The sequence below is a fragment of the Nocardia sp. NPDC004860 genome (genome assembly GCF_040609015.1).
GTDB lineage: Bacteria > Actinomycetota > Actinomycetes > Mycobacteriales > Mycobacteriaceae > Nocardia.
Genome location: NZ_JBEXJI010000018.1, coordinates 168,264 through 192,898 on the forward strand (window position 1 = coordinate 168,264; position 24,635 = coordinate 192,898).

Consider the following 24,635-nt stretch of genomic DNA (forward strand, 5'->3'; position numbering starts at 1 on the left):
CATCGCGGCTTGTGTGCGACCGATCTCCGGCGGAATGGAGCCCGCCCTATAATTTTTTGGACATACCATATACATATAGCGTATTGTGTGGTGGGTCACATGCCGTCCGGTGACTCGAACCGGCAGCACATGGGTCCATCGGTTTCGAGGAGTGATCAGTGGTTCCGTACACCAACCCGGGCAACGCCGCGTACGTCGCCGAACAGGCGCTGGCCCAGTTGCGGGAGCTCATCGGTCCTGATCCGGAACTTCTCCGCCTGCAAGACCGATATCCGAGTCTCTCGCTGACACGAAGTTACCTGACCCGCACACTGCGCGCCGGATTGCCGGTACCCGAGCACACGGCCGACGTCGCCGTGATCCTCGCATCGGTGGACGCCGCCATTCGCGCCGACCTCACCCGCCGAATGCGCATCCACAGCAACCATGTCAACGGCCTGACCCGGGTGGTGCGCGCAATCAGCTGCGCGAGCGGCATACTTCTGCCCGAGGTGGTCACCCGCGAACTGTGCACCGCGGTCGGGTTCGGCAAAGCGATGTTCTCGGTGGTATCCGGCTCCTCGTGGTCGCCGATGTCGGTGGCGGTGAATCCCGAGCTCGGCGATGGCTTCCGCGAATTGATCGCGGCGGTCGACGGCCATCCGATCTCGCTGCGTGACGCCCCGCGGGAGGCCGAGCTGGTGCGCAAGCGCCGTTCCTTCGCCGTCGCGCCGTCGGATATCCACCACGACACCTACCGGCCACTGCTCGACCTGAGCAGATCCGCCGCCTATCTGGCGGTTCCGGTCGTCGTCGGCGAGCGCGCGGTCGGAATCGTGCACGTCGACCGCAACGACAGCGATCTGTCCGAGGAGGATTTCCACCTCGTCGGCGCCCTGGCCGAAGTGTGCGCGCTGGCAACAGAATCCCATCGGTTACGCGGCCAGATAGCCGAGGAGAACGAGCGCACCGAAGCCGAACTTCAGCGGCTGGTCCGCTCCTTGCGCGACCTCGAGGATTCCGAGGTCACCCTGGGCGAGATCGCCGCACCTGAAAGATTGCCCGAGCGAACCGACGGCGAAACGGACGGCGCGCGATCCGCGGGCCTGTTGAGCCCGCGCGAACGCGACGTGCTGGCGCTGATGGCGACCGGCGCGACCAATGCGGCCATCTCACGGCGCCTGTGTATCTCCGACGGCACGGTGAAATCGCATGCGCAGCAGATATTCAAGAAGCTCAATGTGACGACGCGCGCCGAAGCGGCGGCGTGGTATGCCGGGCGAAGACTGCCCGAGAGGATATCGGCGTGATCGACGGCGACCTCCCCGGGCCACCACCCGATTCGGAGGCGGAGCTGGAGCGGGCGATCGCCGACACCCTGGCCGAGATGCGCGATGCGTCGGGCCCCCGGCTCGTCGACCTCGGCGCCCGAATGGTCGAGCTGGTCGAACTCCGGGATCAGTACCGAGACAGCACCAAGGACGACCTGCGTCACACCATGTCGCAGATCGAGCAGACAGTGCGGGCGCTGGGCGACGCGGCGTCGAGCGAGGAGCTGATGCGGCGAGCCTGCCGGGGGTTCGCCGATCTCTGCCGATCCGAGCGCGTAGTTCTCTGCAAACTCGAGGACGCCCAAGCGATTCCGGTCATGGCCTTCGACTCGGGCGATGTGGGCTCGCCGGAACTTCCACCGGCGCTCGACATCACTCCCGGATCCGCCGAGGCGGCGGCGTTGGCGGGACAACCACAATTCGACGCCGCACCCCTCGCGGCTCTGCGCCCGGTGTTCGGTGACGGCTGCGTGATCGTGGTCGTGCCCATCGAAGCGAAACCAGCCGGGATCGTGTACCTGGCCGGGACAATCGATGCGGCGCTGCATGATTCGGTCACCATGCTGGCCGAAGTGCTCGGCGCCTGCTTCGCCCGGCTCGGTTTGGCGGCACGTCGCACCAGGCAACTGAACCTCTTGCGGGCCAGCACCCGCTCCTGGGTCCGCGATATCGAAACTCCTTCGCATACAGACCTTTCCGCAGCCTCGGTCGATGCCGGGCCGCTGGTGGAGCCGCTGACCGGCAGGGAGATCGAAGTGCTGCGCCTGATCCTGACGGGCGCGTCCAACTCGGCGATCGCAGACGAACTCGTCATCACTGTCGACACAGTGAAATCGCACGTCAAACGTGTCCTGCGCAAGCTGGGCGCGACGAATCGCGGGGAATTGATCGCCAAGTACGACGGCGCGGACCTCGCTAACCTTCGGACTGCGCGACCGTGACATTCACCGTGCCCATGTCGGCCCGCATGATCAGCTGACATGCGAGCCGCGAGCGAGAACTCGCGCCGTCGAGAAATTCCAGCAGATCCTGCTCCTCCATGGACGCTTCATCGAAGCGCTCCGCCGCCTCCTGGTCCAGAAAGACGTGACAGGTCGCGCAGGAACAGCTGCCGCCACACTCGGCGACGATGCCCGGGAGGTTGTTCCGGACAGATCCGTCCATGACCGACTGTCCGGCGGGGACCTCGACGGCGCTCCTCGAACCGTCGGGCAGGTGATAGACGACGGTGGGCATGGTGGCCTCCTTCACGACCGAATCACCGAAGTGATCCCAGTGTCTGCGGCGGTGTGGCGGCCACACATCCCCACGACGGTCGATCGGCACCTCTCGCCGGAGTGACGCCACCATCGGATTTGCCCCCTCCTGCAGACCCCGATCCCCCATCGGTGTGATGTGCCTCACCCAGCCCGCTGCGACGCTGGGTGCACTCCCGGCTCGTGCGACAACCACCCCGGGTACCGCCCTGCGTGATGTCGCGCGGGACGGCCCCATTCATGCCGGCGCAGCAGGCTCCCGGCCTCACACCCGAAGGATCAGATCATGGAAATACTGGCCGCGGTGGCTCGAGCACCACAGACCGAATTCACCCTCGAATCCCTCACACTCGACGGGCCGCAGGCCGGCGAGGTATTGGTTCGCGTCGAAGCGGTCGGCATCTGTCACACCGACATCGCCACCCGTGACGGTGCGATTCCGGTGTCTCTGCCCGCCGTCCTGGGCCACGAGGGTTGCGGCGTCGTCGAGGCTGTCGGCGCGGGCGTCACCAAGGTGGCTCCCGGTGATCGCGTCGGCATCACCTTCGCCAGCTGCGGGACGTGCCCCGCGTGCGTGGCCGACTCGCCGTCCTACTGCCATAACTTCATGCCGCTCAACTACTCCGGATTGCGGCCCGACGGCACCGGCCCGCTGTCCGCGGACGGGGAATCGGTGACAGGGCTGTTCTTCGGGCAGTCGTCGTTCGCGACGTACAGCCTGGCGTGGGAACGCAATGTCGTGAAGGTCCCCGACGATGTCCCCGCCGCGATCATCGCCCCGATCGGCTGTGGTATCCAGACCGGAGCAGGCGCGGTACTGCGGTCATTGGACTGCCGCCCCGGCTCGGCGCTGCTCGTCGCGGGTGCGGGCTCGGTCGGACTGTCAGCGGTCATGGCCGCGGCCGTGCGCGAGTGCGCCACCATCATCGTCGTCGAACCGCACGAGTCGCGCCGGACGCTGGCCCTCGAACTGGGCGCGACTCACGTCGTGAATCCGGCGGACGGCCCGGTCGAGGAGCAGGTCCGGGCCATCCTCCCGGCCGGTGTCGACTACGCGATCGACACCTCCGGCCTGCCCGCGGTGATCGGAAGCCTCATCAAATCGATGACCTTCCACGGCAAACTCGGACTGATCGGCGTCCCAGCGGATCCCACGGCGACCCTCCCACTGAGCATTCTCGAAGCACTCGTTCTCGGCATCACCGTCACCGGCATCGTCGAGGGCGACAGCGATCCCGACAGCTTCATGCCCGAGCTGATCGAGCTCTACCGGTCCGGACGATTCCCGATCGACAAGCTGGTGACCACGTTCCCCTTCGCCAAGATCAACGACGCCATCGAGGCGCAGCACCGCGGCGAAGTCCTCAAGCCCGTGCTCGTGCACGACTGAACGAATCCGAATCAGCAAGAAGGACAAGACCAATGACGATCGACTACCAAGATCTGTATGTGGGTGGCGGCTGGTCGCAACCCGCCGGCGATTCGGTCATCCCGGTGATCTCACCCGCGACCGAAGAACGAATCGGATCGGTGCCCGAGGGCACCGAGGCCGACATCGACAGCGCTGTCACGTCCGCGCGCATCGCCTTCGACGATCCGGCCGGCTGGGCCGCGTGGGAGCCCGCCCAGCGCGCCCGGGCCCTCGAGGCGTTCGCTGCGCAGCTGCAGGAGCGCGGCGAGGAGACCGCGCGACGGGTGAGCAGCCAGAACGGCATGCCCATTACGCTGGCCCGGCAATTCGAGGCCGGATTCCCGGCCATGCTGCTGCTCTACTACGGCCAGTTGGTCGCCAACCAGCTCGATGACGTCCGGCCCGGCATGCTCGGCGGATCCACCGTGGTCACCAAGTCCCCGATCGGCGTCGTGGGCGCGATCGTGCCCTGGAACGTCCCGCAGGCCATCACTTTCCTCAAGATCGCCCCCGCGCTGGCCGCCGGCTGCACCGTGGTGCTCAAGCCCTCGCCGGAGACAGTGCTCGACGCGTTCCTGATGGCCGAGGCCGCCATCGCGGCCGGGCTTCCGCCGGGCGTGCTCAATGTGGTGCCGGGCGGGCGGGAACTCGGCGCGTACCTGGTCAGTCATCCCGGCATCGACAAGGTCTCGTTCACGGGATCGACAGGTGCGGGCCGGGATATCGCCCGCACCTGCGGCGAGCTGTTGCGCCCGGTCACTCTGGAACTGGGCGGAAAATCCGCCGCCATCGTGCTGGACGACGCGCAATTGTCGGAGAATCTCGAATCGTTCTTCGGCGCAACACTACTGAACAATGGTCAGATCTGCTGGCTCGGCACCCGGGTACTCGCGCCCCGGTCCCGATACGCGGAGATCGTCGATACGATCACCGCCCTCGCCAAGGGCATCGTGGTGGGCGACCCGCTTGCCGAGACGACCCAGATGGGCCCGCTCGTCTCGGCGCGCCAGCGCGACCGTGTCGAGGGGTTCATCGAAAAGGGCCGGTCCGACGGCGGGCGGATCACCACCGGCGGTGGCCGGCCCGGCGACCGTGGCTGGTTCGTGGAGCCGACCATCGTCGCCGACGTCGACCCGGGCCACACCATTGCCAGGGAGGAGATCTTCGGCCCGGTGCTGTCTGTCATCCCGTATACCGATGAGGCCGAGGCCGTGGCGATCGCCAACGGCTCGAATTACGGTCTGGGCGGTTCGGTCTGGACCGCGGATCCCGAACGCGGTGCACGGTTCGCGCGGCGGATCGCCACCGGATCCATCGGTGTCAATGGTTACGTCAACGACCCAACCGCGCCGTTCGGCGGCATCAAGTCCAGTGGCATGGGCCGCGAATTGGGCCCGGAGGGCCTGAGCGGCTATCAGTACGCGAAGAGCATCTACCTCGACGTGAGGTAGCCCTGCAACCATATCTCCATATGGTCGGACCTATTAGACACTCACCCTGGTTTGGGTTGTTCCACCGCAGTTCGATCAGTTAAGGTCTAATGGTACGACCATAGGAGGCATGGTGCAGGCAGTTTTGCTCGACCAGTTCGGCGACCCCGGTGTGCTGCGGCTGCAATCGACGCCGGATCCGACCCCCGAACCGGGCTGGGTCACGGTGCGATTGAAGGCCGCCGCACTCAACTGGCACGACGTACTGGTACGCCAGGGCAGGTACGGCTCCCCGCTGCCGCACGTGCTGGGCGCGGACGGCGCGGGCATCCGCACCGATACCGGTGAAGAAGTGATCATTCTGCCGTCCCTGCGTTGGGGACCGGATGATTCCGCCCCCGGGCGGGACTGGCAGATACTCGGCGATCACGAGCGCGGCACCTATGCCGAATTGGTCCGCGTCCCAGTCGAATGCGTCGCACCGAAGCCATCGAAACTCACTTGGGAACACGCGGCCGCGCTACCGCTGGTCGGATTGACCGTCTATCGCGCGCTGTTCACCAGGGGTCGTCTGCGCGCCGGTGAGAACCTGTTGGTACTGGGCGCCGGCGGCGGGGTCGCGACAATGGCGGTACAGCTCGCCGCGGCGGTCGGCGCCACGGTGACCGTGACCTCCTCGTCGGAAGCCAAGATCGCACAGGCGGTAACCCTGGGCGCCCGCGGCGGCGTGTTGTACACCGATCCCGCATGGCCCGAGGCGGCCCGCGAATCATGTGAGGGCGCAGGAGGTTTCGACCTCGTGCTGGATTCGGTGGGCACCTGGGCGCAGTCGCTGGCGGCCCTCCGCCCCGGCGGGCGCCTGGTCGTGCTGGGAGCGTCCCGCGGCGAGACTGCAGCCTTGGACATCCGCCCGTTCTATTTCGGCCAGTACGAATTGATCGGCACCACGATGGGCAGCCCGCGCGATTTCACGGGCCTGCTGCACCTGCTCGACACCCACGATGTCGCCCCGGTGCCCGTCAACACGGTCTTCCCGCTCGACGAAGCCCGTCATGCTCACGAATTCCTCGAAGCCGGAACCGGTTTCGGCAAAGTCGTGCTCAGCATCGGCTGAGCCCGTTTTCCCGAAGGGACGCCAATGCAATCCATGGTGCGCTACGAGCACGAGGGCAACGTCGCCGTCATCACGCTCGACCATCCGGAGAGCCGCAATGCGCTCGGTGACGACATGCTCGATCATCTGATCGCGGCATTCGAACGCGCCCGCGCGGCGGATTCGGTCCGAGTCGTCGTCCTCACGTCCTCCCACGACCGGATCTTTTCGGCGGGCGGGGATCTCAAGGCCTTCGCAGGCGAGACCCCGACCATCCAGAAGTACGCCGGACTGGATCGCTTTCCACGCCTGTACGAACTCATCGGCGGTCTCGGCAAGCCGGTGATCTGTGCCGCCAACGGCGATGTGCTGGCCGGCGCCTTCGGCCTGGCACTGGCCTGCGATCTCGTCCTGGCCAAAGAATCGGTCCACTTCGGTTGCCCCGAAATCAATGTCGGCGTCTTTCCCTTCATGATCTCGGCATTGATCTACCGGAACATCGGACGTATGCGGGCCAATGAACTGATGATGCTGGGCGACAAGATCACCGCGGCCGAGGCACTCGAACTCGGCATCGTCAACCGCGTGATTCCGGCGGAACAGTTCGATGAAACGGTCCGGTCCTGGGCCCATCGGCTGGCGCAGAAATCCCCGCTGCTCATGCGACTCGGCAAGGACGCCATCAACGCGACCCGGGACCTGTCGTTGCCCGAGGCGCTCAAGGCGCTGCAGGCCCAGTTGGCCCTCGCATTCACCACCGAGGACATCCGCGAAGGCGTCTCGGCCTTCCGCGAGAAGCGCGATCCGCAGTGGACGATGCGCTGAATCGGCGTGTGTTCCGGTTCACAGCCCGCCATTGACCATTAGGTCAGACCATTCTATTATCAGTCCGAATGTAGGCGTCAACGCCGCACAGCCGTAAAGCTGCTTCAGAAGGGCCCCTCCCATGACGATCGCCACGGTGACCGACCGTTTCTCCGAAGAGGAGATCCGGCACTTCTACGCCACCGGGCAGTGGCACACCGAGAATCTGTTCGAAGTCCTCGACGCCCAGGCCGCCGCGAATCCCGATCGAGCCTTCGTCATCGACGACGCCTCCACGCTCACCTTCGCGGAGCTGCGCACGCAGGCGCTGCGCCTGGCCGTCGGCCTGCGGCGCCGGGGTATCGGACGCGGTGACCGGGTGTCGGCTCAGGTTCCGAACTGGTCGGAGTTCGTGGTCATCGCCGTGGCGCTGTCCCGGATCGGCGCAATCCTCGTGCCGATCATGCCGATCTATCGCCGCGACGAGGTCGGCTATGTACTGGCCAATGCCGGGGTCCGGCTGGCCATCTGTCCCCAGAGCTTCAAGAAGTTCGACTATCTCGGCATGTACCAGGAGCTGCGCGGCGAACTGCCCGAACTCCAGGACGTCGTGGTGCTCCGCGGCACCGATACCCAAGACAATGTGCTGCGCTTCGAATCGCTCCTGGCCGACATCGAATCGGCCGAGGCCGCAGCCGAACTCGGCCCGGACGCCGGGCCCGACGCGCCCTTCGTCATCGTGTACACCAGCGGCACCACCTCCCGCCCGAAGGGGTGTGTGCACACTTTCAACACCTATGCGTGCGCATCTCGGTTGCTGGGGAAAGCCCTCGGCTATACAGCCGACGACGTCCAGTTCGGCCCCTCACCCATCACCCACTCGACCGGTCTGGTGACCAGCGTCATCATGCCGCTGCTGCACGGCGCCTCGACATATCTGATGGAAGCGTGGGAGCCCAGGCGCGGGATCGCGCAGATCCAGAAGCACGGCTGCACCTCGGTCGTCTGCGCCACCGCCTTCCTCCAAATGCTGATGGACGCATACGATCCCGGCATCGACGACATCTCGAGTATGCGGGTCTGGGTCTGCGCGGGCTCGCCGATTCCCGGCAGCATCGTCGAACGAGGCACCAGGCTGTTCCCCGATATGCGGATTCTGAGTCTGTACGGACGCTCGGAGAACCTCGTCACCACCGTCTGCACCGTCGACGACGATCCGCGCCGCTCGGTGACCTCCGACGGTCACGCCCTGCCGATGCTCTCGGTGAAGATCGTCGACCCGGCCGGCGCTGAGGTCCCGCACGGACAGGAAGGCGACATCGCGTTCAAGGGTGCTTCGCACATGCTCGAGTACCTGAGCCAGCCCGAGGAAACGGCCGCGTTGTTCACTCCGGAGGGCTACTCGCGCTCCGGGGATCTGGGGTTCATGGACGCCGACGGGTTCGTCCGAGTCAGCGGTCGCACCAAGGACATCGTCATCCGGGGCGGTCTCAATATCAGCGTCCGCGAGATCGAAGACCTGCTGACCGCACATTCCGCAGTCCACGGTGTCGCGGTGGTCGGCATGCCGGATCCGAAACTGGGCGAGGCGGTCTGCTGCTATCTGGTTCCCGCCGATCCGGCGGCTCCGCTCACGCTCGAGGAGATCAAGAAGTACCTGCTCGACGCCGGCCTGGCCATCCAGAAGGTCCCCCAACGCCTGGAGATCGTCGAGGAGCTTCCGATGACGGCCACCGGCAAGATTCAGAAGCACATTCTGCGCGCCCGCATCGCCGAGCAACTCGAGGCGTGAACCGGCAATGGGCGGTGACCACACCCGGTCACCGCCCATTGCTCTTGCCTGCCAGCGGATTCAGCCGTCGATCGAGCTCATCCGTCCACCACAACGGCCGCCTTGCCGAGCACCACCGCGGTGCCATCACCCTTGGCTGCCGACAGTTCGATCGTCGCCAGCCGTTCGACACCCTGCTGCCGGATCGCGGAGACCTTTCCGCCGAAAGTCAGCACATCGCCCACGAATACCGGTGCCACGAACCGGATCTCGTACTCCCGCACATGTTCGACGCCGACCCAATCGGAAAGCCAGCCGGCCAGCATCCCGGCCTGCAACTGGCCCATCGACACGATCGCGGGAAATCCTGCGGCGGTGACGAATTCGGAATCATGGTGCAGTGGGTTGAAATCGCCACCGGCCCCGGCGAACCGGACCACGTCGGTCAGTGTCAAGGGTCCGATTGTGCGTTCCTGATGCGTCTGTCCCACCAGCACTCTCACGGGCGATCTCATGCGTTCTTTCCTCTCTCGATCAGCACTTCCTGAACCGTCAACACCGTGTCGCCGGCCCCATCCCGATAATCGGTCTCGAGCGTCACGACCCGCATTGCGCCGCCCCGCTTGCCGGCCCTGGTTTCGTCACCGACGACGGTTCGAACACCACGCAGCGAATCACCGGCGGCCAACGGCCGCAGGTACTTCCACTTCACCGAGCCCACCACGATCCGGCTCAGTTCCAGCCCGAGCGCCGCCACGAAACCGGCTTGGTCGCGATAGTGGCCGGCGACCACGCTGTGGGTGAGCGTCGCGGGGACGCGCTCGAAGCCCGCGGCCGCGGCGGCCACCGGGTCTCGATGCACCGCGTTCTCGGTCCGGGTCGCTCGGCTGAACTCGCCGATTTTGCCCCGTTCGACCTCGTATTCCACCCGATCGACGATCATCCCGAGCGTCGTCTCCGCCATCTGTCCACTCTCCCGTCACCACTCTCCGTATTTGGACTGACCTATAGTATTATTGCACCAGCAAACGGAGGAGAATCAACCATGAACCTTGCCGATTCCCCGGATGAGGCGCAGTTCCGCGGCGAAGTCCGGCACTGGCTGGCCGAGACGTTGCCCACCCTGCCGTGGCCCGAACCCGTGGACCTGGTCGGCAAAGTCCCGTTCTGGCAGCGGTGGCAGCAGCTGTTGTTCGACGCCGGATACGCCGGGCTGTCCTGGCCGAAGGAGTTCGGCGGGCAGGGCGCGGACGCCATCCGGCGGGCAATTTTCACCGAGGAACTCGATCGGGCCGGGGCTCCCGAGCGGCTGAATACCATCGGCGAGGATTTCGCGGGGCCGACCATCATCGACTTCGGTACCGACGCGCAGAAGGAACGTTTTCTCCGCCCGATCCTCACCGGTGAGGAGATCTGGTGCCAGCTGTTCTCCGAGCCCGAAGCCGGCTCCGATCTCGCCTCATTGCGCACCAAGGCCACCAAGGTCGACGGCGGGTGGCAGATCAACGGCCAGAAGATCTGGACCAGCCGTGCCCATATCGCCGCGCACGCGATTCTGCTCGCCCGCACCGGCGGCGGACCGCGGCACAAGGGCATCACCTTCTTCCTGTTGCCGATGGACAGCCCCGGCGTCCAGGTCCGGCCACTGCCGCACATGCTCGGTGAGGCCGAATTCAATGAGGTCTTCCTCGACGATGTCTTCATTCCCGACGATCTCGTCGTCGGTGCGGTGGACGGCGGCTGGAAGGTCGCGATGGGCACGCTGGCCTATGAGCGGGTCGCGATTGCAACCGGCCGGGTGAATACCAAACGCGCGGTGGACGAGCTGATCACCGACATCGCCACGATGACGGACGATTCGGGAAAGCCGTTGGGACAGAGCCCGACCGTGCGCCAGAAGATCGCCGACCTCTACGGGCGCGCACTGGTGCACTACCTGATCGGCCAGCGGGTGATCACCCTCGCCGCGGCCGACGGACCGCCCGGGCCCGTGACCTCCATCGGCAAGCTGTACTTCTGCCCGCTCGTCGAGGACCTCACCGATTTCCGGCTCTCGCTCGAACCCCTCGGTGGTCAACTCGCCGCCGAGGACGAACACCAGCACGCCGCCAAGTGGCTGCGCCTGGCGTACCAGGCTCGCGGCACTGCCATTGCCGGGGGATCGACCTTCATCCAGCGCAACATCGTTGCCGAACGCATGCTCGACATGCCGAGGAGCTGACCGTGACCGACTACACCTGGCTGCCGACACCCGAGTACATCGACGCCGCGAATGTCACCAGGTTGGCGCGAAACAACGGTCTGACAACGCTTTCCGAACTGCGGGCACGGTCGGTAACGGACGTTTCGTGGTACTGGGACGCGGTCGTGCGCGATCTCGGCCTGCCCTTCCGCGAGCCGTACACCGAGGTGCTCGACATCTCCAAGGGGATCGAGCATCCGGACTGGTTCGTCGGGGGCCGGCTCAATATCGTCGACGCCTGCCTGGACCGCTGGATGCGGAACGAGGAAGCGGCCGATCGTATTGCCGTCGTTCACGAATCCGAGGACGGGTCCGTCCGGGCGATGACCTATCGGGAGCTGGCTCGCACCGTCGCCGATTGCGCGGCCGGTCTGCACGCACTCGGTGTGCGCAAGGGCGACACCGTGGCCGTCTACCTGCCGATGATCCCGGAGGCCGTGGTCGCTGTGTACGCGATCGCACATCTGGGAGCCGTTCTGGTTCCGCTGTTTTCGGGCTTCGCCGCGAACGCGATCGCCTCGCGCATCCAGGACGCCGCAGCGAAGGTGATCATCACCGCGGACGGAACCATCCGCCGCGGCAAGAAGATCGCCATGAAGCCCGCGCTGGACGAGGCGTTGACCAGCTGCTCGTCCGTGGATCGGGTCGTGGTGGTCGAGAACGCGGGTGATCCGATCCGGCTGGGCGATCGGGAAACCGCGTGGCACGACCTGCTCGTGTCCGGCACGACTCCGGTGGCGAGCGAGGCCCTCGACGCCACCGAACCGCTGCTGCTGGCCTACACCTCCGGCACCACCGGCAAACCCAAGGGCGCGGTGCACACGCACGCCGGCTTCCTGGTCAAGACCGCGAGCGAGGTCGCGTACTCGTTCGATCTCGGTCCCGGCGGCGTCTTCTGCTGGATCACCGACATGGGCTGGATCATGGGTCCGCTGTCCATCATCGGCACCCACGCCAATGGCGGCACCCTGGTGCTCTACGAGGGCTCCCCGGACGTCCCCGATCTGAATCGACTGTGGCACCTCGCCGAACGGCACCGGGTCACCATGCTCGGCGTCTCCCCCACTCTGATCCGAACGTTGCGGACCAGTGCCGCAACAACAGTCGACGATATCGACCTGTCCTCGGTCCACACGCTGGGCTCGACGGGCGAGCCCTGGGACCCCGACTCCTACGAATGGCTGGCCCGCGATGTCTTCGGCGGCCGCGTTCCGGTGATCAACTTCTCCGGCGGCACCGAGGTCGGCGGCTCGTTCCTCGCGCCGTACCCGGTGGAGCCCATCCGCAGCTGCTCATTGGGCGGCCCGTCGCTCGGCATGGACGTCGACGTGGTCGACCACACCGGCGCCCCGGTCCGCGGCGAGCCCGGCGAACTCGTCTGCCGCCAGCCCTGGCCCTCGATGACCCGAGGCATCTGGAAGGACGAACAGCGCTACCTCGAGGCCTACTGGTCCGACTTCCCCGGAATGTGGCGCCACGGCGACTACGCACTCGTGGACGCGGACGGTCAGTGGTACATCCGCGGCCGCTCGGACGATGTGATGAACGTGGCGGGAAAGCGCCTGGCCTCCGCGGAGGTCGAAGCGGCGATGGCCACCCACCCGGCGGTGTCCGAGGCGGCGGCGATCGGTGTCCCCGACCCCAAGAAGGGCGAAACCGTGTGGGCCTTCTGGGTCCCGCGGCCCGGGTACACCGCGGACGTCTCCTCGGAGCTGGCGAAGATCGTGGCCGACGAACTGGGAAAGCCGTTCGCGCCCAGCGCCGTTCACCAGGTAACGCGACTGCCCAAGACACGCTCGGCCAAGATCATGCGCCGCGCCATTCGCGCGGCGGCGCTGGGTACCGATCCCGGAGACATGTCCGGCGCCGAGAACCCGGAGTCGCTCGACGAGATCCGTGCCGTCGTCGGTGGCGGTCAGTGAGCGCGAATCCCCGCCGTGCCGGGATGCCGACGAAACGTCGTCATCCCGGCGCACTCGCGGCCGGGATCCACTCGGACATGGTGGATCCCGGCCGGGAACGTGCGCTAGCCCTCGTTTTCGAGCGGGATCTCGGTGCGCTTCTCGAATTCGAGGACGGCCTTCGCATAGGTGTGCACGTGCCGGGACATGCGGCGCGCCGCGGCATCCGGGTCACCATCGCGGATCGCCTTGGTCACCGAGCGGTGCGCGCGCAACGTCGTGGCCCGCACCTCCTCGTCGACGAAACCCTCATTGGCCGTGGCGGTGTAGATCGCCCGGGACAGTGCGATCATCAGGCCGGTCAGCAGTTCGTTGTGGCTGGCCGCCGAGACCGCGACATGCCAGTCGACGTTCGCCTGCAGGAACTTGTCCAGATCGGTGCCGGCGTCGGCGATGGCGTCGTTGGCCGCACCCAGTGCGACCAGATCGGCGTCGGTGCGGTTGGCCGCGGCCAGCTGCGCGCAGAACGGTTCGATCGCCTCGCGGGTCTCGAGCAGGGCGGCCAGCCGGATCTGCTGCCCGCGGATCAGCAGCGCGACCGAGTCGGCCATCGACTGCTCACCCGGGCGCCGCACGAACGCGCCGCCGTTGCGGCCCGCCTTGATACGCACGAATCCCTGAACCTCGAGGATCCGCAACGCTTCTCGCACGGTGGTGCGGCTCATTCCCGTCTGGGTGACGAGTTCTCGTTCGGGCGGCAGGGGGGTATTGTCCACGAATTCGCCACTGAGGATGCGTTCCCGCAATTCGGTGGCCAGCACGTCCGACGCCTTCGGAACCGCCATCGGCTGCAGCTGAATGGCGGAGCGCCGGTTCGTCGTTCCTCCGCTTGCTGCGGCGTTCGGCATCACATGCCCCCGTTCTCTGGTCTAAGGGTCAGACCTCAATATAACATCCGCCCCCTTTTCACCCGGACTGCGCGGAGCGTAGTCCGCATCACGATCGAAAGGATCAAGGCATGCGCTGGGAACTGACGGAAGAACAGGAACTGTTCCGCGAATCCTTCGCGGGCTGGCTGGATCGGTTCGCGTCCGCCGAATCCGTTCGGAAATTGCTGGATTCCGGCGAGTCATCGGCCTTCGACAAACAGTTCGCCGAAGAAGGCTGGGCCAGCGTCGGACTGCCCGAATCGCTGGGCGGACAGGGCGGCGGATTGCTCGAACTCGCCCTTGCCGCAGAAGAATTGGGGCGGCACGCGGCACCCTCGACCGCCTGGCTCTGCGCAGCGCTGACGGCGCCGCTGCTGCCCGCGGAGACAGCGGAGCGCGTCTTGTCCGGCGAGATCACCGCCGCTCTCGCGGTGGATGCCTCGCGTGCGGCCGACGCTGCCGCGCCGTTCCGCGTGGCCGAGGACGGCTCGATATCCGGCGAGGTCGCCACCGTTCTCGGCGCCGAACGGGCGTCGCTCCTGATCGTGCCCGCCCGGGGCCCCGAGGGTGTCCGGCTCCATCTCGTGGACGCCACCGCTGATGCGGTATCGGTCGCACCGAGAAACCTGCTGGACCGCTCACGCCGCGCCGCCGATGTAACACTGACCGGTGCGGCGGGGACCCTGCTCGACGCCGACGCGGAATCCGCGCTGGCCGATGTCGCGCTGCGGGCCGCGGTCCTGATCTCCGCCGACGCGCTGGGCGCCATGGAACGGATGCTCGACCTGGCGGTGAGCTACAGCAAGACGCGGCAGCAGTTCGGCGCGCCGATCGGCTCTTTCCAGGCAGTAAAGCACTCCGCCGCAACGATGTTGGTGTCCGTCGAAGCCGCCCGCTCGATCGTCTACTTCGCTGCGCAATCGGTCCAGGAGCGACACCCGCAGTGTGCGATCCATGCCGCCGTGGCGAAGGCGCAGGTGACCGCGTCCGCGGTCGCCGCGGCCGACAGTGCGCTGACCCTGCACGGCGCGGTCGGCTACACCTGGGAGCACGACCTGCACTTCTACTACAAGCGCGCCAAGCTCGATGCCCAGCTGTTCGGCTCGGCCGCGGCGTGGAACGAGCGCCTGGCCGATCTGCTGCCGCTGCTGCCAGCGGCTTCATGAGATTGCTATTTGGTCAGTCCTTTTGTACATTTGGTCCAAAGACCTATCAGTGACCGACGGGACGTGTGCGGTGGACTTCGATCTGACAGAGGATCAACAGACGATTCGCGACGCGGTGCGCGAACTCGCGGGGAAATTCGACGAGCAGTACTGGGTGGAGAAGGACTCGGCCCACGAGTTCCCCACCGAGTTCTACAACGCATTCGCCAAAGGCGGCTGGCTGGGCATCACCACTCCGGAGGAGTACGGCGGCCACGGTCTCGGCATCACCGAGGCATCGCTGCTGCTGGAGGAAGTGGCGGCATCCGGTGCCGGCATGAACGGCGCCAGCTCGATGCACCTGTCCATCTTCGGTATGCACCCGGTGATCGTGCACGGCTCCGAGGAACTCAAGCAGCGCACGCTCCCCCGCATCGTCGAGGGCGACCTGCACGTATGCTTCGGCGTCACCGAGCCGGGCGCCGGCCTGGACACCACTCGGATCACCACCTTCGCCCGGCGCGAGGGCGACAAGTACATCGTCAACGGCCGCAAGGTGTGGATCTCCAAGGCGGTGGAGTCCGAAAAGGTCCTCTTGCTGACTCGGACCACCAAGTTCGAGGACGTCAAGAAGAAGACCGACGGACTGACGCTGTTCCTGACCGATCTCGATCGCGCGAAGGTGGACATCCGCCCCATCAAGAAGATGGGCCGCAATGCCGTCACCTCCAACGAGCTGTTCATCGACGGCCTCGAGATCCCGGTCGAAGACCGGGTCGGCGAGGAAGGCAAGGGCTTCAAGTACATCCTGGACGGCCTGAACCCGGAGCGGATGCTGGTCGCCTCGGAGGCGCTCGGCATCGGCCGCGCCGCCCTGCGGCGGGCCACCCAGTACGGCAAGGAACGCCACGTGTTCGGGCGGCCCATCGGCATGAACCAGGGCGTGCAGTTCCCGCTCGCCGACTCCCTCGCCCGGCTGGACGCCGCCGAACTCGTGCTGCGCAAGGCGACCTGGCTCTACGACAACGGCAAACCGTGTGCCCGCGAGGCCAATACGGCCAAGTACCTGTGCGCCGACGCCGGCTTCCAAGCCGCCGACCGTGCCCTGCAGACCCACGGCGGGATGGGCTACTCGGAGGAGTACCACGTCGCGCGGTACTTCCGCGAGGCCCGGCTCACCCGCATCGCACCGCTCAGTCAGGAGATGGTGCTCAACTACCTGGGCGAGCACGTGCTCGGCCTGCCGAGGAGCTACTGATGTTCGAACTCACCGGACGATCGGCCCTACTCACCGGCGCGGGTAGCGGCATCGGCGCGGCCGTGGCCGAGGCCTTCGCGAAAGCGGGTGCCGCAGTGCTGGTTACGGACGTCAACGGCGATGCGGCCGCCGCGGTCGCCGATCGCATCGTCGCCGCGGGCGGTACCGCACAGTCCGCGATCCTGGACGTGCGCGACGCCGAGCAGGCGGCCAAGGCCGCCGCGCAGGCCGCTGCCCTCAATGACGGCACGCTCAACATTCTGGTGAACAACGCGGGCGCGACCGCTCCGGCCATGTTCCAGAACCTGGAGCAGGAGGCGTTCTCCCGGATCGTCGATATTCACCTTCTTGGTTCGTTCGTCTGCAGCAAGGCGGCGCTGGACTATCTCCCCGACGACGGCACCGGGCGCATCATCAATGTGACGTCGGCCGCCGGGCTCACCGGCACCATCGGCCAGGCGAACTACGGTGCGGCCAAGGCCGGCATCATCGGCCTCACCAAATCGCTGGCCAAGGAACTGGCCAGGCGGCGGATCACCGCCAATGCGATCGCGCCGCTCGCGGCGACCGCCATGACCGAGAACATCCGCTCGAACGAGAAGCTGGCGGCCAAGACACTGGCGCGAATTCCGCTGGGGCGCTGGGCCGAGCCGAGCGAGATCGCGGCGAGCTTCGTCTTCTTCGCCTCCGACGCAGGCTCCTACATCACAGGACAGGTGCTGCCTGTCGACGGCGGGACGGTGATCTGATGACCACATCGAAGAATGCGGGTCCATTCCGGCGGACAGCGCGCGAGGTGCTCATCGCCGAGGCGGTACGGACGCCGATCGGCCGATCGCATCCGGACAAGGGCTGGTTCCGCGACACGCATCCCAACGCGATCCTGTCCGCGGTGTACCGAGATCTGATCCGCCGCAGCGGAATTCCACCCGTGGCGGTGGAGGACCTGGTGATCGGCTGCACCGCGCCCTTCGGCGAGCAGTCGCGCAACATCGGCCGCAATGCCTGGCTGCAATCGGGGTACCCGGCCGAGGTTCCCGCGGTGACGCTGGACCGGCGATGCGGGTCCGCGCAGACCGCCGTCGAGATGGCCGCGGCTCTGATCGGGTCCGGCACCCACGATCTCGTCATCGCGGGCGGTGTCGAGCACATGGGTCACGTCCCGATGAACTCCCCCGCGAAGATCTCCGAGTTGTACGGCGATCCCTGGCCGCCGGAGCTGCGCGAACTGTATTCCTTCGTGAATCAGGGAGAAAGCGCCGAACTGATCGCGGACACGTGGGGCATCACACGCGATGAGATGGACGAGTTCGCCGTCCGCTCACACGCTTTGGCCGCCGCCGCCATCGAGGCCGGACGCTTCGACGAGGAGATGATTCCACTCGAGCTCGACGGCGAGGTCCGCACCTCCGACCAGACGGTGCGACCCGGAACCGACAGGGCGGCACTCGCGAAGCTGAAGACCGTGTTCCGTGAGAACGGCCGGATCACCGCGGGCAGCTCATCGCCCATCTGCGACGGTGCGGCCGGCGTGCTGCTCGCCTCCCGGGAAGCCGTTGCCGCGCACGGTCTTCGGGCCCGAGCTCGGATCGTGGACCAGACCACCGTCGGCGTCGATCCCATCATCATGCTGACCGGGCCGATCCCCGCCACGCACAAGATCCTCGAACGCAACGGGATGACGATCGACGACATCGATCTGTTCGAGGTCAACGAGGCGTTCAGCTCCGTCGTCCTCGCCTGGGAGCGGGAACTGAAGCCGGATATGGACCGGGTCAACGTCAATGGCGGCGCCATCGCCCTCGGCCATCCGGTCGGCGCGACGGGCTCCCGGCTGATCGCGACCATCGTTGCCGAATTGGCGCGCCGCGATAAGGAATTCGGTCTGGTCACCATGTGCTGCGGTGGCGGGCTCGGCACTGCCACGCTGGTTCAGCGGGTCGACAGATGATCGATCTGCGGCCGCATATCCGGGCGGGCTCGGGCGTCTGGTGGAACCAGGCGGGCGCCGAGCCGACTCCGCTGGTGAACGCCCTGCTCGAGCAGATCACCCAGATCGGGCCCGTGCGCGCCTTCGTGGGTCTCACCTGGAATCGGGCGATCGCCCACCTGCCTGCGCCGGAGCTGGCGGTGACCTCCTACGGAGGCCTCGGCGACCTGTGGCGGCTGAGCAAGCTCGGCCTGCTCGACATTGTGCCGTGCCACTATTCGGCGCTGCCGAGGCTCTTCGCGGAAGGCGCGTTGCCCAGCGACGTCGGGCTGCTGCAGGTTTCGCCCCCGGACGCGGACGGAAACTGTTCGCTGGGGATCGGAGTCGATTACATCGCCGACGCGATCGAGCACACACCGGTGCTGATCGCCGAGATCAACCGCCGGATGCCGGTCACCCGAGGCGCGCCGAAGATTCCGCTGAGCCGCTTCGCCGCGGTGATCGAGACCGACCGGCCGCTGCTGGAGATACCCGAACGTGAACCCGACGAGGTGGAACGACGGATCGCCGATCACGTGGCAAGCCTGGTCCGCGATGGCGACACCATTCAGATCGGCATCGGAACACTGCCGGCCGCAGTGCTTTCCGCGCTGGAGAGCCACGCAGATCTCGGCATGCATTCCGGCATGATCTCCGATGCGGTACTGCGCCTCATCGACACGGGCGTCCTGACCGGCGCACGCAAGGAGATCGATGCGGGCACAGTGGTCACCGGTACCGCCATCGGCACGTCCAAGCTGTACGACCGGGTGAGCTCCATGCCCGTCGACTTCCGGCCCGCCAGCTATACCCACGACCCCGTCGTGCTGGCCGGACTGCGATCGTTCGTGTCCATCAACTCCGCCATCGAGGTCGACCTGACCGGGCAGGTGGGTGCAGAACGCCGCGGCAACATCTACGCCGGAGCCGTCGGCGGCCAAACCGACTTCACCAGAGCCGCCTCCCTCACTGGCGCACGCTCGATCATCGCCTTGCGGGCCGCGCGGAAGGGCGAATCGAACATCAAGGCTGAGCTCGAATACGGCTCGGTGACGACCGCCCGCACCGATGTCGATTTCGTGGTCACCGAATACGGCATCGCCAAGCTGCGCGGCCTCGACCTGGCCGGCCGCGCACGGCAGTTGATCGCGGTGTCCGCACCCGAACACCGCGAACGACTCGAGCGTGCCGCGCACGACCTCAGATCCTGACGGGCACAAAGGAAGAGGATCCTTCGAAATGACACACCCCAAGCAGGTACACATCCGGGAAGTCGGTCCCCGCGACGGTTTCCAGAACGAACCGGAACATATCCCGACGCCCGACAAGATCCGGCTGATCAATGCGCTCGGGCAATCGGGGGTGAAGCGGATCGAGGTCGCGAGTTTCGTTCGCCCCGATGTGATTCCCCAATTGTCCGATGGTGCGACGGTGCTCGACGAGATCGACGTACCCGATGATGTCTCGCTGATGGTGCTGGTTCCGAACACGCGTGGACTGGAGAACGCACTCGAGGTGCGTGACAAGTTCCACGAGGTGGCGATCTTCGTCAGCGCGTCGGAGACACACAACAAGAAGAACGTCAATCGAACCGTCGCCGAGTCGATGGCCGACAACGATGTCATGGCCAAGCGAATCGTCGACGAAGGGCTGCGCTGCGCGGCCGTCGTCGCCACCTCCTTCGGCTGCCCCTACGAGGGCAGGGTCGAGATGTCGCGAGTGCTCGACATCGCCGAGCGATTCGCCGCCGCCGGAGCCACCGAGATCGGGTTCGGGGACACGACCGGCATGTGCAATCCCGCCTATGCCGCGGAGTTCTTCGCCGCCGCACTGGAACGGCTGCCGGGCGTCGAGGTCACCGCGCATTTCCACAACACCCGTGGCCAGGGTCTGGCCAATGCCTATGCCGCCTTGCAGGCCGGGTGCACCAGCTTCGAGTCCAGCTTCGGAGAATTGGGCGGTTGTCCGGTGCCCGCTGGATCGACCGGCAATATCGCCACCGAGGATCTGGTCAGCATGTTCCACGAGATGGGTGTCGAGACCGGCATCGACCTCCCGAAGATGATTCTGGCCGCGCTGGAAGCGCAGAACGTGCTGGGGCGCAAGCTCACCAGCCACTCGATCGTCGCGGGTCCCATCGACTGGCACCGCGCCGCCAACTGAATTCCATCGGTCACCGACAACACAACGGAGTAGTGAACATGACCAATCGAGTCGCATTCGTCACCGGCGGTGCCCAGGGCATCGGCAAGGGTATCTCGAAGACGCTGGGCGCCAGCGGATTCCGCGTCGCGGTCGCCGACCTCAATCTGGCCGCCGCCGAGGCCACCGCGGCCGAGATCACCGCCGAGGGCGGCACCGCCGTCGCCGTCCAGGTCGATGTGACCGATACTGCGTCGGTGCAGGCCGCCGTCAAGGCCGTCACCGAGCAGCTCGGGCCGGTCGAGATCGCGGTGAACAACGCGGGCTGGGACGACTTCATGAAGTTCGTCGACACCACCGAGGACTTCTGGGACCGCATCTTGGACATCAACTTCAAGGGCATGCTGCGGGTCACCCAGGCGGTCGTGCCCGGGATGATCGAGCGTGGCTGGGGCCGGGTCATCAATATCGGCTCGGACGCCGGCCGCGTGGGATCTTCTCTGGAGGCCGTCTACTCCGGAGCCAAGGGCGGCACCATCGCCTTCACCAAGACTCTCGCTCGTGAGGTCGCCACCAAGGGCGTCACCGCCAACACCGTGTGCCCCGGCCCGACCGACACCCCGGCGCTGCGCAAGTTCGCCGACAATGCCGGTCAGGACGCCGAGAAGGTCATCTCCGGCATGACCCGCAACGTGCCGATGAAGCGGCTCGCCCAGCCCAGCGATGTGGCCGCGGCGGTCGCGTTCTTCGCTTCGGACGCAACCGATTACATCACCGGCCAGACCCTGTCGGTGAGCGGCGGCCTCACCATGGCGTGAGCAGGACCAACTGAATAAGGCTCCGACCGGTTTCCCTCTCACCGGTCGGAGCCTTTCCCGTCTATAGGCGCCGACAACGACGTCAACTCCGATGGAAGGACTCTCCCACCCATGTCCACGACAACCGACGAACACGTGACCTGGTCCCAGGTAGGCGAATACGACGACATCCGTTACGAGCACAGCGGCGACGGCATCGCGAAGATCACCATCTGCCGGCCCGAGGTTCGCAATGCGTTTCGCCCCCAGACCCTGATGGAGATCTCCGACGCCCTGATCGACGCTCGCGAGGACTCCTCGGTCGGCGTCATCCTGCTCACCGGCGAAGGCACCGACGCGTTCTGCTCCGGCGGCGATCAGCGGGTCCGCGGTGATACCGGATATCTGACCGAGCCGCGCGACGCCCGCAGCGTGGGCCGCTTCCATGTCACCGACCTGCAGATCCAGATCCGGCGCCTGCCCAAGCCGGTCGTCGCGATGGTCGCCGGCTACGCGATCGGCGGTGGCCACGTTCTGCACCTGGTGTGCGACCTCACCATTGCCGCCGACAACGCCCGGTTCGGCCAGGTGGGCCCGAAGGTCGGTTCCTTCGACGGCGGATTCGGCGCGGGGCTGCTCGCCGAACTCGTCGGCGTCAAGAAGGCGAAGGAGATCTGGTTCCTCTGCCGCCAGTACAGCGCGCAACAGGCGCTCGACATGGGACTTGTCAATACCGTTGTCCCGGTGGCGGAGCTGGAGCGCGAGACCGTCGCCTGGTGCCGCGAGATGCTGCAGATGTCGCCGTTCGCCCTGCGCCTCATGAAGGCCAGCTTCAATGCCGCCGAGGACGGGCTCTCCGGGATTCAGCAACTGGCGCATGACGCGAACCTGCTCTTCTACGCCACCGAGGAGGCCAAGGAGGGGCGGGAGGCGTACAAGGAGAAGCGGCGGCCCGAATTCGAGCGGTTCCCCAGGCGCGCATAGGTTTCCACGTTGCAGCGCACCGCCCCGGATCCTCCGGGGCGGTGCGCCGTTCGGCCCGTGACGGCACGATCAGCTACGCGCCTTCTCCCCCGCCGCCATGATGTCGCGGAGAGGCACGCTCTCATCGGCCAGCAGCGTCGGATCGACCGGAATCCGTTCGGAAATCAGCTTCTTCCCGGCCATGAAGTCCTTCGGGCTGTTCGCCGTCTCGACCGCGCACACGGTCCGGTCCGGACGCAGGTGGAACAATCCGAAGGAGCCAGGCACCTCGCCCTCCCTCGCGATCGTGCTGATCCCCTCCTCCAGCAACCCGGCGATCTTCAGCTTCAGATCGAACTGATCGGACCAGAACCAAGGGGTCTCGTGGGCTCCCCCATGAGCGCGGCCGATCGCTGCGGCGGCATGTTTGGCCTGTTCCACCGCACTCGGAATGGATTCGAGCCGGTAGAGCCCGTCGAGCGCATCGTGCGGCCTGCGGGTGACGTCGCCGATCGCCATGATGCCCGGCACGTTGGTGTGCCCGACCCGATCGACCAGGATGCCGCCGTCGCAATGGACCCCGCACTGTTGCGCCAGTTCGACATTGGGAACCGCACCGATTCCGATCAGAGCGTGGTCACACGCGATCGCGGTGCCGTCGCCGGACAACACGGACGTGATGTCCCCGTCGGTGGTCTCGAATCCCGCAACATCGAAGTTCGTGACCACACGGGTACCACGGGCAACGTGATAGTCGGTCAGTCGCCGCGAAAGCTCCCGGCTCGCAACACGAGCCAGAATCCGGTCTTCTCGTTCGACGACTGTCACATCGATACCTCTGGACCGCGCGACAGCCGCGACCTCCATGCCGACATACCCGCCGCCGATCACCGCGAGGGCCTTCGTCCGATCGAGCGCCGTACCGAGTTGCTGCGCGTCGGGAATCGTACGCAGGGTCAGCACTCCCGCGGCATCCGCGCCCGGGACCGGGATCATCCTGGGCGTCGCACCCGTTGCGATGACAACGGTGCCGTATTTCCGGTGGTCACCGTTGTCGAGGATCACCTGACGAGAATCCCGGTCGATGCGCACTGCGCGCACACCCAGCAATAGTTCGATGTCATTGTCCGCGTAGAACTCGATCGGCTTGAGCCACTGCACCATCGAGTCGTCGGTGAACTTCTTCGACAGCGGCGGCCGGTGATACGGCGCGTGCGACTCGTCGCCGATCACCGTGATCGCCCCCGCGAAGCGCTGCTGACGCAGCAACCCCGCGAGCGTGGCCCCAGCGTGCCCGGCCCCGATGATGACGACAGGTTCCACGGTTCCCTCGATCGAACTCATGAGGACTTCACCTCGACCGGATCCGCCGACCGGCTCGCATTACGGTCGCGCGCGTCCAGAAAACGTTCGCGGGTAACCAGGTACACCGGGAACGCCATGGACACCCCGATATACGACAGCAGCACGAAGAACACACCCCACCTGGGGCCCAAACCGATTCGCACGCAGTCGGAAACCACCCAGACCATGAATACCGCCCAGGCGATCAACATGTCGATACTCAGGAACGCGGCCGTCCCGCCCGCGGCGATCGCATCCCCGAAGAAAGCGATCGGATTCAGGATGTTCCCACCCGCGCGCATCCAGTCGAACGCATGCGGCCACGTCAGCAGCAGCGCCGCGACACCGGCGCCGAGGTACAGCGCATGCCGCAGGTTCATCGACATCGGGTACCCACTCCACAGTTTCGCCACGGCATTACCTGCTGTCGGCCACGCGGACGTGGATCTCGTCCAGGGTGTCGGACACGATGAGCTGGCAGGACAACCGAGATTCGTCGGTCGCGCCGTCGAGGTACTCGATGAGTTCGGCTTCCTCGTCGGTCGGCTCCGCGAACAGTTCCCGGTACTCGTCCGAGAGAAACACGTGGCAGGTTGCGCACGCGCAGCTGCCACCGCACTCGGCCACGATGCCGGGCAGGTTGTTGTTGACGGATCCACTCATGATGCTCTGTCCGGCATCGACGTCGACCTCCGACGTGGTTCCGTCCGGCAGGTGGTAGACGACTTTAGCCATGGCGGTGTTGCACTTTCTCTTCGATGAAATCGGCGGTGGGGGGGGGGGCCGCCCCCCCCCCCCCCCCCCCCCCCCCGCCGACGCGCGGGGCCGGCCCCGCCGCGCCACCCCCCCCCCCCCCCAGCTAAGGGGAGG

Annotated in this window: 24 protein-coding genes; 17 read left to right on the top strand and 7 right to left on the bottom strand. The window is 66.3% G+C overall.

Going from position 1 to position 24,635, the window contains the following annotated elements; genetic code table 11:
• Positions 1-158 precede the first annotated feature (158 nt).
• The gene (locus ABZV44_RS28760) at positions 159-1,289 is read left to right on the top strand and encodes a LuxR C-terminal-related transcriptional regulator (RefSeq protein WP_354842721.1); all 1,131 of its coding nucleotides are present in this window, start codon (positions 159-161) and stop codon (positions 1,287-1,289) included.
• Positions 1,286-2,251: a LuxR C-terminal-related transcriptional regulator gene (locus tag ABZV44_RS28765; protein ID WP_354842724.1), complete on the top strand. Its 966-nt coding sequence runs from the start codon at positions 1,286-1,288 to the stop codon at positions 2,249-2,251. The genes ABZV44_RS28760 and ABZV44_RS28765 overlap by 4 nt, the downstream gene beginning before the upstream one ends.
• Here ABZV44_RS28765 and ABZV44_RS28770 read toward each other — a convergent pair.
• A complete protein-coding gene (locus ABZV44_RS28770; protein WP_354842727.1) occupies positions 2,226-2,546 on the bottom strand; it encodes a 2Fe-2S iron-sulfur cluster-binding protein in 321 nt (106 codons plus the stop codon). The genes ABZV44_RS28765 and ABZV44_RS28770 overlap by 26 nt on opposite strands.
• Positions 2,547-2,852: 306 nt before the next feature.
• On the opposite strand from ABZV44_RS28770, the gene ABZV44_RS28775 reads away from it, so the two are divergent.
• The 5 genes from ABZV44_RS28775 to ABZV44_RS28795 all read left to right on the top strand — a co-directional run bounded on the left by ABZV44_RS28775 (position 2,853) and on the right by ABZV44_RS28795 (position 9,096).
• Positions 2,853-3,956 (top strand): NAD(P)-dependent alcohol dehydrogenase, encoded by a 1,104-nt coding sequence (locus tag ABZV44_RS28775; protein ID WP_354842730.1) that lies wholly within the window; start codon positions 2,853-2,855, stop codon positions 3,954-3,956.
• A 32-nt stretch (positions 3,957-3,988) separates the two neighbouring features.
• The gene (locus ABZV44_RS28780) at positions 3,989-5,428 is read left to right on the top strand and encodes an aldehyde dehydrogenase (protein WP_354842733.1); all 1,440 of its coding nucleotides are present in this window, start codon (positions 3,989-3,991) and stop codon (positions 5,426-5,428) included.
• Positions 5,429-5,540: 112 nt separating this feature from the next.
• Positions 5,541-6,521: a zinc-binding dehydrogenase gene (locus tag ABZV44_RS28785; RefSeq protein WP_354842800.1), complete on the top strand. Its 981-nt coding sequence runs from the start codon at positions 5,541-5,543 to the stop codon at positions 6,519-6,521.
• 24 nt (positions 6,522-6,545) lie between these two features.
• Positions 6,546-7,325 carry an enoyl-CoA hydratase/isomerase family protein gene (locus ABZV44_RS28790; RefSeq protein ID WP_354842736.1) on the top strand — a complete coding sequence of 260 codons (780 nt, stop codon included), beginning with the start codon at positions 6,546-6,548 and terminating at the stop codon, positions 7,323-7,325.
• Between the two features lie 121 nt (positions 7,326-7,446).
• On the top strand, positions 7,447-9,096 hold the full coding sequence (locus ABZV44_RS28795; protein WP_354842739.1) for an AMP-binding protein: 1,650 nt from the start codon (positions 7,447-7,449) through the stop codon (positions 9,094-9,096).
• A gap of 77 nt (positions 9,097-9,173) precedes the next feature.
• Here the strand turns inward: ABZV44_RS28795 and ABZV44_RS28800 are convergent, their stop codons facing one another.
• Together ABZV44_RS28800 and ABZV44_RS28805 are read right to left on the bottom strand one after the other, a co-directional pair.
• Positions 9,174-9,590, bottom strand: a complete 417-nt coding sequence (locus tag ABZV44_RS28800) for a MaoC/PaaZ C-terminal domain-containing protein (protein WP_354842742.1) — start codon at positions 9,588-9,590, stop codon at positions 9,174-9,176.
• Positions 9,587-10,039 (bottom strand): MaoC family dehydratase N-terminal domain-containing protein, encoded by a 453-nt coding sequence (locus ABZV44_RS28805; RefSeq protein ID WP_354842745.1) that lies wholly within the window; start codon positions 10,037-10,039, stop codon positions 9,587-9,589. The genes ABZV44_RS28800 and ABZV44_RS28805 overlap by 4 nt, the downstream gene beginning before the upstream one ends.
• Positions 10,040-10,120: 81 nt before the next feature.
• On the opposite strand from ABZV44_RS28805, the gene ABZV44_RS28810 reads away from it, so the two are divergent.
• Positions 10,121-11,296 (top strand): acyl-CoA dehydrogenase family protein, encoded by a 1,176-nt coding sequence (locus tag ABZV44_RS28810; protein WP_354842748.1) that lies wholly within the window; start codon positions 10,121-10,123, stop codon positions 11,294-11,296.
• Between the two features lie 2 nt (positions 11,297-11,298).
• Positions 11,299-13,239 (top strand): AMP-binding protein, encoded by a 1,941-nt coding sequence (locus ABZV44_RS28815; RefSeq protein ID WP_354842750.1) that lies wholly within the window; start codon positions 11,299-11,301, stop codon positions 13,237-13,239.
• Between the two features lie 104 nt (positions 13,240-13,343).
• Here the strand turns inward: ABZV44_RS28815 and ABZV44_RS28820 are convergent, their stop codons facing one another.
• Positions 13,344-14,063 (bottom strand): FadR/GntR family transcriptional regulator, encoded by a 720-nt coding sequence (locus ABZV44_RS28820; RefSeq protein ID WP_354842753.1) that lies wholly within the window; start codon positions 14,061-14,063, stop codon positions 13,344-13,346.
• 173 nt (positions 14,064-14,236) lie between these two features.
• Between ABZV44_RS28820 and ABZV44_RS28825 the strand changes: the two genes are divergently transcribed.
• The 8 genes from ABZV44_RS28825 to menB all read left to right on the top strand — a co-directional run bounded on the left by ABZV44_RS28825 (position 14,237) and on the right by menB (position 22,442).
• The gene (locus ABZV44_RS28825) at positions 14,237-15,313 is read left to right on the top strand and encodes an acyl-CoA dehydrogenase family protein (protein ID WP_354842756.1); all 1,077 of its coding nucleotides are present in this window, start codon (positions 14,237-14,239) and stop codon (positions 15,311-15,313) included.
• 70 nt (positions 15,314-15,383) lie between these two features.
• A complete protein-coding gene (locus ABZV44_RS28830) occupies positions 15,384-16,550 on the top strand; it encodes an acyl-CoA dehydrogenase family protein (protein WP_354842803.1) in 1,167 nt (388 codons plus the stop codon).
• Complete coding sequence (locus ABZV44_RS28835) at positions 16,550-17,299, top strand: SDR family NAD(P)-dependent oxidoreductase (protein ID WP_354842759.1); 750 nt, start codon at positions 16,550-16,552, stop codon at positions 17,297-17,299. The genes ABZV44_RS28830 and ABZV44_RS28835 overlap by 1 nt, the downstream gene beginning before the upstream one ends.
• Positions 17,299-18,501 (top strand): thiolase family protein, encoded by a 1,203-nt coding sequence (locus ABZV44_RS28840; RefSeq protein ID WP_354842762.1) that lies wholly within the window; start codon positions 17,299-17,301, stop codon positions 18,499-18,501. The genes ABZV44_RS28835 and ABZV44_RS28840 overlap by 1 nt, the downstream gene beginning before the upstream one ends.
• The gene (locus tag ABZV44_RS28845) at positions 18,498-19,730 is read left to right on the top strand and encodes an acetyl-CoA hydrolase/transferase C-terminal domain-containing protein (RefSeq protein ID WP_354842765.1); all 1,233 of its coding nucleotides are present in this window, start codon (positions 18,498-18,500) and stop codon (positions 19,728-19,730) included. The genes ABZV44_RS28840 and ABZV44_RS28845 overlap by 4 nt, the downstream gene beginning before the upstream one ends.
• A gap of 28 nt (positions 19,731-19,758) precedes the next feature.
• Positions 19,759-20,682: a hydroxymethylglutaryl-CoA lyase gene (locus ABZV44_RS28850; RefSeq protein ID WP_354842768.1), complete on the top strand. Its 924-nt coding sequence runs from the start codon at positions 19,759-19,761 to the stop codon at positions 20,680-20,682.
• A gap of 38 nt (positions 20,683-20,720) precedes the next feature.
• Positions 20,721-21,479, top strand: a complete 759-nt coding sequence (locus tag ABZV44_RS28855; protein WP_354842770.1) for an SDR family oxidoreductase — start codon at positions 20,721-20,723, stop codon at positions 21,477-21,479.
• Positions 21,480-21,590: 111 nt separating this feature from the next.
• Positions 21,591-22,442 carry a 1,4-dihydroxy-2-naphthoyl-CoA synthase gene (gene menB, locus ABZV44_RS28860; protein ID WP_354842773.1) on the top strand — a complete coding sequence of 284 codons (852 nt, stop codon included), beginning with the start codon at positions 21,591-21,593 and terminating at the stop codon, positions 22,440-22,442.
• A gap of 69 nt (positions 22,443-22,511) precedes the next feature.
• Here the strand turns inward: menB and ABZV44_RS28865 are convergent, their stop codons facing one another.
• The 3 genes from ABZV44_RS28865 to ABZV44_RS28875 are packed head-to-tail and all read right to left on the bottom strand — an operon-like array spanning position 22,512 to position 24,500.
• Positions 22,512-23,765: an FAD-dependent oxidoreductase gene (locus ABZV44_RS28865; protein ID WP_354842776.1), complete on the bottom strand. Its 1,254-nt coding sequence runs from the start codon at positions 23,763-23,765 to the stop codon at positions 22,512-22,514.
• Positions 23,762-24,178: a DUF2834 domain-containing protein gene (locus ABZV44_RS28870; protein ID WP_354842779.1), complete on the bottom strand. Its 417-nt coding sequence runs from the start codon at positions 24,176-24,178 to the stop codon at positions 23,762-23,764. The genes ABZV44_RS28865 and ABZV44_RS28870 overlap by 4 nt, the downstream gene beginning before the upstream one ends.
• 4 nt (positions 24,179-24,182) lie before the next feature.
• Complete coding sequence (locus ABZV44_RS28875; protein ID WP_354842782.1) at positions 24,183-24,500, bottom strand: 2Fe-2S iron-sulfur cluster-binding protein; 318 nt, start codon at positions 24,498-24,500, stop codon at positions 24,183-24,185.
• Positions 24,501-24,635: the final 135 nt, after the last annotated feature.